Origin of the sequence: Weissella muntiaci, assembly GCF_008107635.1 — a bacterium.
In the GTDB taxonomy this organism is placed as follows: Bacteria; Bacillota; Bacilli; order Lactobacillales; family Lactobacillaceae; genus Weissella; species Weissella muntiaci.
Genome location: NZ_SDGZ01000023.1, coordinates 93,781 through 104,566 on the forward strand (window position 1 = coordinate 93,781; position 10,786 = coordinate 104,566).

A 10,786-nucleotide genomic window follows, 5' to 3' on the forward strand; every position below is an offset into this window, starting at 1 on the left:
TCGACCTCTTTTATTTTCCTAACCTATTATAGCGCATTGTACTAGTCATTGTGATTAGGTTTTATTTAATTTTAATCATGGCTGTCCGCGACTGTTAACAAAAAGACAGTTAGTAATAATATTACCAACTGTCAATTCTATTATTTAACCAACGTAAAACCGATTAAAGTTCTCCGCCGGGAATTTTTATCCGTGAAGCATGCCGACCATCAAAGTAATTTGTTTGATCTTCAGGAACCTCGGGTTCATTGAAACTCGTCTTAACTTTGACATATTTCTGATCGTTCAGCTTTGAGCCAACCAAGCCTGATCGAACAATCTGCTTCAAATAATTTGAAGCTTCGTTCATATCGAAATCTAAAGCACTCTTCTCCGCTTGAATGATCAAATGGATATTACTTTCTCTAACATGTTTAATAATTTTACTAAAGAAGGCCTCTGAAGGCATTGTCTTCATCGTAAATTCTTTCCAGCTAGGGAAATACCAGATTGCTGGCGTATTACCTTCTGCTTGCATGATTCGATTATCAACAGTCATCGCAAGGTTCGGCAAAACTTCAGCAAACTTATCTTCCTTCAGTACCTGTGTGAATCTAGCATCATCCTCAGCAAATTGATCCGCCGCATCAAAAATATATACTTCGGTGTTCTTTTGATTTTGCAGACGTGCCAAATCTTCCACAATGACCGGTGTTAGTAATTCTGCCTGAGTTGGTGTTTCGTTAACAATCAAGAAGAAATCATCCTTTTCAGGTTGATAACCAACAATCTCAGTTGTTTCAACATCCATCCCCATTGGTAAATTACCAAGCTCCAACTGCTTTTCAACCGCTGGTAGGGCGTAGAAGTCCGCAATCGACAACTCAGCTGGCAACATTGGAACCGCCATTGGTCGATCACCTGACCACATTGCTTCCATCGCCTTAATCTCAGTCTCCATTGCATGCATTCGATCCAAATCAGCTTCCCCTTCAGCTGACAGATATGTCTGATAACCAACGGGCTCATCTAACTTGATTTGGGCTCTTCCAATAATTTCCTGCTGTAAGATCGCATCGTTACCAATCAAACTGCGTGCCGATGTATCATCAACCAAATAATAAACTAGTAGATTTGGCATATTTGACATCATCGAAATCTTGAAGGTGTTTTCACGCAATGCCGCTGTGATGAAATACATCCCCACATTTGCACCTTCACGTAAGAGCTGATTGAAGATCGGCTCAAGCCCATCTTCCAGATCACTCTCACGAAGTGCATCATACGCATCCACGACGGTAACAATCACTGGCATTTGTTGACCAGTTTTGCTCTCATACTGTGACAGGCTAGCCACTCCAGCTTGTGCAAATGCAGCCTTTCGTTCATCCAATGTTTCGCGAATCCGCTTAGCAAACTTCACAACTTTTTCTTCTTCGTCCAGCCTTGCCAAATCAGCAACATGCGGCAAATTCTTGACTGGGAACAGTCCATTGGTTCCAAAGTCCAACAAATTAAATTGAACTTGCTCAGGTGTGTTCACACGCGCTAGATTCATAATGATTGTTTGCAAGGCAATCGTCTTACCATATCCGGCAGAGCCGAAAATAGCAGTATGACCCATTTCCTCTAAGTCAAAATTCAAAACTTCTTGCGCTTGCTTTGCAGGTAGATCCATTACACCAAATGGCACAGCAAGGCGGCGTTCACCGTCTGCCCAGTTGCTTTCAAAGTCAGCAACTGGTGTAACAATATGTTCACCAAGTGGTGGCAACCATGGCTTCTCAGGAATTACAGCCGCATTCTCTTTTGCTAACTCAGCAATATAATCAACGACTGCTTCCAGCTGTGAGACTTGCTCGGCTTTATTAAGTGCAACTGCATCAGCCTGTGCATCATCTTCATCCATATCCGTTGCCACTAATTGACGTTGCCCCAGATCATTAACTAGCCAAATCCGCTCATCAACTTTTTCCTCGACAACTGCTTCTGGATCATAAGTTGCACCCGACCAGGCACTTTGGAACAATTCATAAATTTCATTATTACCAACTTGTAGATACGCCCGACCAGGCTCAACAATACTGGCTGCATCAGGTGTTTTCAAGATTTCTTGTGAATCTTGGACATCTTGAACCTTCAAAGCCAACTTGAAGCGTGAATTCGACCAAATTTGATCATCGACTACCCCAGATGGCTTTTGAGTTGCCAGGATCAGATGAATTCCAAGCGAACGACCAATTCGAGCAACCGAAACTAACTCAGCCATAAAGTCTGGCTCATTGGCTTTCAATTCAGCGAATTCATCAGAAATCAAGAAAAGATGTGGAATCGGCTCAGTTGGATACTTTGCCTTATCTGGGTCATCATTTGAGATTCCCTTACCCTTCTTATATAACTTCGCATACTTGGTAATATTATTGACACCATACTGATTGAACATGGCTTGACGCTTTTGTGATTCAGCCCGAATTGATGCCAAGGCACGTGCCGATGCAGCTCCATCCAAATTAGTAATCGCGCCCATTAAATGCGGTAAGTTTTGGAACAAATTAACCATTCCACCACCCTTAAAATCAATTGGCAAGAAACCAACATCTTCAGGTGCAAAATTCACGGCTAATGACAAAATATAACTCTGTAAGGTTTCAGATTTACCTGAACCTGTCGTTCCAGCAACTAATCCATGCGGACCATGAGCACGTTCATGCAAATTTAAGTCCACCACATCATCTTTTCCACGTAGTCCAAGTGGAACTGCCAACGATTTACTGGTATCTGCCTTGTGCCAACGGTTAACGATATTTAATTCTTCAATTCGCTTAACGTTGTACATATCCAAGAACGTTACTGCTGTCGGAATTGCATTCTTTTCAACCTCGACGTGTTTTAAGTTAGCCAAACGAGTTGTCAAATCACTAATCGTTACATCCTTCGGCAGTTGCAACGGCTTGAAATTAATTTCGCGCAGTTTTTGGTCTTCTGTGACCAATTCAGCTGAGGCATTTGAGGTATATTCAATCATCGTCGTTACCGTTTCTGGTAACATCGCCCGATCTTCTTTACCCCAAATCACCGAGACACCATATTGGTTCATATCCTCAGCCAAAAATTCATTCAAACCATGACCAGCAAGCCATGAACTGTCCAAGATTACTAAGACATATTGAACTGCAAATTGTGGCAAATCACGCCCGGCCTCGCGAACCAACTGACGTCGTTTGTTCAGCAATTGATAAAACGACCCCAAAACCATATCGCGAGATTGTGCGTTGTGAATAATACCACGTAAGTTCAATTCTTGCATTTGGAAATGTGGCAACCAACGCCATTCAGCCCAATCGTCATCATAGCTCTGTTCAGGCACTAAAGCGATGAACTGAACATCACGATAAGAATGGAAAGTTGCAATCTGCAATAACGTTGTTGTAACTGCATTTTTCAAAATTGGATAAACACCAACAAGCCCTAACGTCTGGTTCCGTAATGTCGTACTAATCGGCATATCCGCTAATTGCCGGTAATGTACCGCCAAGTCTAATGCGCTTCGTTCTAAATCATCCTTTGGATCACCTTCCAACTTGAAATCAACTTTATACGATGCATCAACGGTTCCTTTTCCCAAAGAGAAATTTAGATAATCACTATTATCGGCTGTTTTCTCGTAAATTCGTGAATCATAGTGTTCAATCAACTGCGTCAGCTCACCCATATCAGGATATTGATACGCCTCTGCGTGCCTTTGGGTCTCAGCGACATCTTTTAATTCAACTGATTTCTGTAAAAGATAGTGTTGGTAACGATCAAGTCGCTCTTCTTTCGCACCTTTATCAAGCTTCTTATTTTTAAAGTAGGATGAAGTTGTTAATCCTGCGGTAAAGATTCCCGCTCCGCCCATTCCTAGGGATAGCAATGGATTGCGCCCAGACATCACTGCCATTAAACCACTCATCGCAAACATACCTAATGGTGGCAAAATCGTTCGCATTAATTCGCCCTTTTGCGCCGGTTGCTCAGCTTCTGGAAGTGCCAATGCAATTTCATTAGTAGGCTTTGTATATATAATTCGTGGTGACCTGCGATAATCCGGAAATTCGACTGGATAGGTTGGCTCAAATTTGGCTTTGCGTAACACAGTTTCATCCAAATCATATTCGTTCCAGATTCCAGTAATCTTCAACTGCTCTTCCGCACGTTCAATCAACACACCATTCAATAGCAATCGCGTTCCAACAGTAAATGCACCCGTTAGAACTGGAACTCGTTGATCATTTACGAACAAATCTCCCCCACGTCCATAGACACTAAACGTTAGTCCCTGCTCATCCATACTGATAACTGCCATACTGTTGCCACTTGCTGTTCTAACAGTTGCGCTTTCATCGCTACTGACAGTCATCGTTTGACCCGGTAAGTTCGTCACAATTGTTTCAAGCTCACTGTGCGCTTTAATCAGGAGCGAATTATTCAAAGGGGCTTCACTAGCTAAGATCTGTCCATCTATATCAATCACGTTGTTATTGCGCAATTGATAAGTCGGCTTAGTTTGTGATATCTCACCATGTTCAAAACGATCCGAAAGATAAAATACGTCCAATTTAACATCAGTTTTACTAAGGATTTGATCATCAATGTTAGCTACATCAGGAAACGCATCTGATTCATTACTTTTCCACGCCATCAGTGCTGCCCCCTAGCTTCTTAACATATTTGTTAATCTGTTCCTTGTATGTTGCCAACAATTCTTGTTTCTTACTTCCAGACATCTTGGTGTTTGCTTGTGTACTATCATAGAGCTTTGCGTAAGCATGTAAAATTAGTTGATCATCGCCAACGTTTTTCGCCAAGCTCAAGCCTTTATCAAAGTCACCTCGACCCAAATAAATCCAGTACAACAAGATATTAGTTTCGGTATTTTGAGAGAGATTGTTCAAAACGGTCTTCTTCTGTGCTGAAGTTAAAGAATCCAAATTAACATAACTGGCCGCCAATACATACTGAGCTGATTTTGGTAATGACTCCGGCTGATCATTTTCTAACGTTTTAGTAGTTTCATCATAGTCATTCGTCATAAAATCAGCTTGACTTGCAATCACACGCCCTTGCTTAGGTCCAACTTCAACACCTTGATAAATGGCATAGCCACCAATCGCCAAAACAGCAATAATTGCCAACATAAAGCCATATTTGTAAGTCTTGAAAGTTGTCTTCTTAACAACCTCCTTTGAGATTGCCTGCTCATTTAGCGCAATCTGCAATTGATTATCAATCAGTACTCTCAAATCATCGATTGAGTTTGCCGTCAAAATATCGCGACTAAAGGCGTCTCGGACTACTTTCGCATCGCCCATTGCATCTTCAAAAGCTAATTTTGAATTGACAATTGATGCAACCAAAGCACGTAGAGCGGTCAAATCTGCAACATCATTATTTTGCATAGGTGCCCAAAGACCACGCCAACCACGATGAGCAATCTTGATATCACCTGCTACTACAAATAAATTCATTGGATTCAACACTGGAATGATATCGCCATTAAACCAGTCGCCCAACTTAATTGCCTTCTGTGCCAATCGTAAACGTTCAATAGTACTTTGCTTTGTAAGTGCTTGATTCAATGTTAAGGCACCCTTTGGCAATTCATATTGGAAACGAATCTGGCTATCCTCAATTTGTCCCATTCCCGGAACAAAGGTTGAATTGGCAGTAACCAGCCTTGTTAACATTGACTCTGATACATCACGGTATTGACTTGCATTCAATACTACGGTTACTTCATTCTTAACCCGTGTAATGTCCAATAACTCTTTTCCCACTTGAATTTCCATTTTTACTTCCCAACCTCAATCTCGAACTGATCCCCATTACCAACCGGATACGCACTCAGTGGTACATCTTCTGATAAATTTAGTCTCTTATTTTTTATACTTAATTGCCAATTCTCTGGCAGCCCAATTCCTAATTCTTTAAATACTGCAATCAATAATTGTTTCAATCGTGGTAAGGTCACAGCGACCGGTACCGCCAAATCAACAACCTGTCCCTGATACCAAACCCCAATATTTATTACTGTTCTCTCTGCCATTTTGTTCCCCATTAATTTTTCTTACGTCCTAAGGTCCGGATACGCTCAGAATATTTCTGCCCAATGAAAATACCAGCAATCACTACCGCTAAAGCTAGTAAGCCAAGCACTATTCTGATTAACCAAGTTGTAAATATTTGTTCACTATAGCTTGCGATTGAACTTTGACCACCAGTCCCCGTTTTATTCCAGTCAACACTTTTACTTGCAAACAAACCTTTTTCACTTTGATTACTATTAATTTGATCATCTTCCGCTTTCGATTTCGAAAAATTAACCGTATTTGCTACCGCAATCTTATCTTCATCCGCCTGTTGGGCTTTTTTTACAATCGTCGTTTTCGTCTTCATGAACAAGTCCGGCGCAACTTCGTATTCAATATTCTGATCACTAACTTTTGTTGACTCATCGGTTCCCGATAGCACCTGATCATTCAAATCCAAATTACCATTTTCCGCATGAACTGGACTGCCAGCTGTCAAAGTCATCAGTAGTATGACAACAAACCCTAATCCCACTATCTTTTTCATTCCCCATCTAACTCCTCTAAGCTGTAGGTATTTTTTGGCTTTACAAAGAAGTTAGCAAATAGCGCAATCAGTGCAATTATCAAAAATATCAACACTGCTTGCCAACCAACTGTGCCGCCACCATATATCACCGTGAATAAGTTCTCGATGTTTTGCAAAGGAGACAAGCGATACAGCCAGATGAACCATGTTCCAGACGAAACTGTCAGTCCCAAGACTGGCGTGAGCATCAAATAGAAGGCAATCACTGCAGCAACAATCATTGCACCAAATTTACCCATTAAGCGCCATATGATCGTCGTTAATAGAATTCCCAGTACAATCACCATACCGAAGGTCACCATCAAAAGCGGCGATGCCATTCTGAAAGCAAGCTTTAATATCACTGCTAAAAGGATTCCCAAACCAAGTGCACCGCCAATGATCTTAATGGCAATTGGCGTGTTGTACCATCTACGAGTTAACACACGCATCCGATCAGCCTCTGTCAGTTTACGAAGTTTATCACCTTTCATAAGTAGGTACGCTGCAACAATCGCAACTACGCTGCTAATAATCGTTAGCAAATATGGTACAAGCGTTGTTTGTTGATAGACACCCGTTCTTCCAACACTCGTCAAAGGATTCGCTAAGAAACCAAAGACATTCATGTTATTAGCACCACCATTATGAGTATTCGCTAGAACTTTACCAAAGTTATTCGAATAGGTCTGGTTATTAGTCACAGTCTTAGTCATCGTTGAGCTTAAGCCGTTCATATCATCCAAAACATTGGTTACCGAATTTTTTACATCTTTAGTTGTACTAGTCAGGCTCTTGAATTCGTCAGTTAATGGCTTAATTTCAGCTGCCGATTCTTTAGTTGAGTCCGCTGAATCCTTCGATGATTTGGCCAATGACTGGAATTGCTCATTAAGTGACTTTCCTTGATCATCATCATAATAAATCGTATTCTCATCAGCCGTTCCCTCGTGATACTGCTCATATTTCACAGTCTTACTTGGGTTTTTCTGCCATGTTTTATACTGCGCATCAATCTCGGTCATTGCTGTGCCGTACCAACTCCAGACATTGTTAGCTTGATTAGTCAAAGTCTGTGGATCGGTCATCAGGTTCAATGTTTTACTCAATGAGTTGTCAGCATCAGGGCCACCAATTACCGCACCGAGTGCGTTGTATTGATCTGTACTGGAGTTGAAAACTTCAAGCCCGTTTTCTTTAAAACTCTTGAGCATAGCGTCGGTGATCATGTCCGTTCGCTGCGTTGTTGTCAACTTATTATAAAGTTTATAAATTGAGCCTGACGCCGCAACAGAATTCAATGTTTTCCCATCAGTTAATAACTTCGCTAAAGCAGTTATGTTTACATTATCTGGTTCACTATAAATCAGTGCGATATTAGCTGCATTTGTATCTAGCACACTAAGTTGTCCCAGCAACTGAGGCAAATCTGTTTTAAGGGCACGTGCTGACTTTGTGATGTCAAAGAACTCCGAGAAGTCCTGTCCGTCGTCGTTATCACCAAGAAGATTGCCCAAATCCTTACCATCCGTATTTTTAACCAACTTGACGTTCATATCAAAATATCCACTCGGTGTATCATCCCCCAGTGTCCATTCAAAGTCCAAAGGTATCGCATCTAATGTCTTTGTCTCAGTAGAAGTTGGCTGATTATTCCTATCCGGCGTTGGGGTAATTGTAATTTTATTGCCATCAAAACTTACATCAACTGGTGTTACTAGTCCGCCCAAACTTCCAAGCTGGCTATTGATCGCACGCTTTAAGTCACTTGTATTTTTCAAATCAACAGTTCCACTACCAGTACCCGTTAGCGTCAGAGTAGTTGTCTTGCTCAAGTCAATTGATGTACCAAATGAACTCGTTTTCTCTTCCGTTTTCGTTACCGCTGCATCACTAGTGCCATCAGAAACATATTTAAATGCTGATGCATCACTTGTTGGAAATGTAACTCCATTGTCTGTTGCGTATTGCCGGATAACTTTAATATCAGCCATATACTGCGTCCACTGATCCGCGCTAATTAGGCCATTTGTTTTCAAAGCTTTAAGCATTTGCGTTAGATCATCAACATTCAGAGTCTCTAAACTGGCATTGATATCCGTGAATGTTTTTTCTGGTAAGTTCGTTTGACCATCGTCATTGCTACCGGCAATCCATTTTTGCAAAGCTTCTTTAACTTTGTCATCAGAAAGATCGTTTGTTGATAATTTCTTCGTGCCGTCGGCCAATGAACTGTCCCCAAAGAAATTCGTCGCAATCTGCTTACGAAGGGTTTGAACATCACTCTGTTGATTAGTCAAGGACGCCAATTCATGTTTCAGCTCCTCAATTCGCGCCGATTGGTTATCAGAAAATGTTTTTCCTGTTGCACTTAACTCCGGCAAAATTCCTGTTGCGCCATCTTCAGAGTTCAGCAATAAGAACTCTTGCAAAACTTTCGTATCCAAATTATCGTAATATTCTTTGTAAATCTTTGTATCTTCATCAGATTGACTTGTAACCACATCTTGGCTAGTCTTCTGATTTAGCTTACTAATTATTTCTTGTAATTTAACATAGTCCTGCAGAGTTAATGCATTCTGCGAAATACTATCACTATTTTGTGTCAAAAGTTCTTGCGTACTCTTAGAGAATTGATTTTGTTGATCCTCCCAAGCATTGTTCTGCTGTTCAAGTCCATCTGCATCACTTGTAACCGCTGAAAACGTATCTGGTAAATCGTTCAATGGTTTTGCAACGCTATTCGTTAATGTCTGAGCTTGAGTTGACTGTCCGGTTACAATTCCTGAAACGTTTCGTTGCGCCTCTGACAAATTATCAACGATACTAGTCAGATACATCTCCACAATCTTTTTATCAAAAGTGTTCAATATTCCGCCAACTTGTTGCTTAATAGCCGAAGTTGCAAGCGCGTTTTTACCATCTCGAACTTGATAACTAATCTCCGCTTGCGTTGGATTGATACTTTTTAAATCTAATAAGTGAGCTGTAAAATCTTGTGGAATCACAATCTCAGCATCATAAGATCCATTCTTCAGTCCGGCATTCGCAACGTCTAACGTTGCATTCGCCCAAGTATTGTTTGTATCCTTACCAATCAAATTTAATAGTTCTTGTCCTAGATTATATTTTTTGTTATTGAAGCTACCACCAGTATCTTCGTTTACTAGAACATAATTCATGCTACCTGTTTTTTGTGTATTCACACGATGAACAGCCTGATTACCAAAAGCAACCCAGCCTAGCCCACAGATCAGCACTAGTCCCGTAATAATTATCGAAGCGGTCTTTAACTTCTTCCGCAACCCACTCATTCACTTGATCTCCTGTTAATCCCCAAAAAAAAGATGAGTTCAAACGAACTCATCAAAATTTACTCACCAATTATTTTTAGAACCCAAAACTTTTAGCATCTTGTTGATCACGCTCTTGAACTGTTTGAGCATACTGATTTAATTGTTGATTGATGTTGGTCAAAAGTTCTTCGAATTGATTAACTTGCTTTTCCAATTGAGCATATTGTTGCAAATATGATTGGAAAGCTTGACCTTGCCATTCAGAAGCAATCTGATCATTCATTGACTTAACTTGTTGCTTTGCTGCTTCAATTTGATCACGTGCTTGGGTATATACCTTAGCTTGTTGGATCAACGTCTCTGGCGTTACTGAAATTTGTGACATTTCTAATTCCCCTCTTACTGTTCCTACAAAAATATCTTCGTTTGCAAATCACAAACGAGCACCTGATAATCTTATCACAAGTAAACAAATGCAACAAGGGAAGTTTGCAAATATCAATTCCCACCCTTTGATATCCAAATGGATGTCCTTTTGAATGATTTGTTTTTATCAAGTTATTAAGTTCACCTTATTGAACAATCGGTCAAAAAATGTATATCTTTACACAAAAAAAGTAGCTGCAACTTGTGCAACTACTTTTTTGCAAACTAATCTAATCATCTTGATTATGATTTCTTACGCTTAATACCAATAATGGCCAAGCTTAGTAATAAACCACCAAGGAGTTCAAAGTATTCTGAATCTGAATATCCTGTGATCGGCAAAGAATTATTTAATTCTGAACCGCTCGTTGAATTATTCTCTGAAGTACTTGTAGATCCACTTTCTGAAGTAGATTCTGAGGTGCTTCCTGATACTGACTCGGAATCAC

The 10,786-nt window shown here is 40.5% G+C and carries 7 protein-coding genes; all 7 read right to left on the reverse strand.

Annotated elements, in window-relative coordinates; translation table 11 throughout:
* Positions 1-163: 163 nt before the first annotated feature.
* The gene (essC, locus tag ESZ50_RS09615; RefSeq protein WP_148623413.1) at positions 164-4,660 is read right to left on the reverse strand and encodes a type VII secretion protein EssC; all 4,497 of its coding nucleotides are present in this window, start codon (positions 4,658-4,660) and stop codon (positions 164-166) included.
* Positions 4,644-5,807 carry a type VII secretion protein EssB gene (gene essB / locus ESZ50_RS09620; RefSeq protein ID WP_148623415.1) on the reverse strand — a complete coding sequence of 388 codons (1,164 nt, stop codon included), beginning with the start codon at positions 5,805-5,807 and terminating at the stop codon, positions 4,644-4,646. The genes essC and essB overlap by 17 nt, the downstream gene beginning before the upstream one ends.
* Before the next feature lie 2 nt (positions 5,808-5,809).
* Entirely contained in the window at positions 5,810-6,064 is a 255-nt protein-coding gene (locus ESZ50_RS09625) for an EsaB/YukD family protein (RefSeq protein ID WP_187387616.1), read from the reverse strand.
* An 11-nt stretch (positions 6,065-6,075) separates the two neighbouring features.
* On the reverse strand, positions 6,076-6,594 hold the full coding sequence (gene essA, locus ESZ50_RS09630) for a type VII secretion protein EssA (protein ID WP_148623418.1): 519 nt from the start codon (positions 6,592-6,594) through the stop codon (positions 6,076-6,078).
* Positions 6,591-9,929 (reverse strand): type VII secretion protein EsaA, encoded by a 3,339-nt coding sequence (gene esaA, locus ESZ50_RS09635; RefSeq protein ID WP_148623420.1) that lies wholly within the window; start codon positions 9,927-9,929, stop codon positions 6,591-6,593. Before esaA ends, essA begins: the two co-directional genes overlap by 4 nt.
* A gap of 76 nt (positions 9,930-10,005) precedes the next feature.
* Positions 10,006-10,296: a WXG100 family type VII secretion target gene (locus tag ESZ50_RS09640; protein WP_148623422.1), complete on the reverse strand. Its 291-nt coding sequence runs from the start codon at positions 10,294-10,296 to the stop codon at positions 10,006-10,008.
* 284 nt (positions 10,297-10,580) lie between these two features.
* The coding region (locus tag ESZ50_RS09645) for an LPXTG cell wall anchor domain-containing protein (protein WP_148623424.1) at positions 10,581-10,786 on the reverse strand (206 nt) is incomplete at its 5' end.

Coding starts and splice junctions, on each gene's coding strand:
- essC (WP_148623413.1), bottom strand. CDS start 4,660: ATGGCGTGGAAAAGTAATGAATCAGATGCGTTTCCTGATGTAGCTAAC.
- essB (WP_148623415.1), bottom strand. CDS start 5,807: ATGGAAATTCAAGTGGGAAAAGAGTTATTGGACATTACACGGGTTAAG.
- ESZ50_RS09625 (WP_187387616.1), bottom strand. CDS start 6,064: ATGGCAGAGAGAACAGTAATAAATATTGGGGTTTGGTATCAGGGACAG.
- essA (WP_148623418.1), bottom strand. CDS start 6,594: ATGAAAAAGATAGTGGGATTAGGGTTTGTTGTCATACTACTGATGACT.
- esaA (WP_148623420.1), bottom strand. CDS start 9,929: ATGAGTGGGTTGCGGAAGAAGTTAAAGACCGCTTCGATAATTATTACG.
- ESZ50_RS09640 (WP_148623422.1), bottom strand. CDS start 10,296: ATGTCACAAATTTCAGTAACGCCAGAGACGTTGATCCAACAAGCTAAG.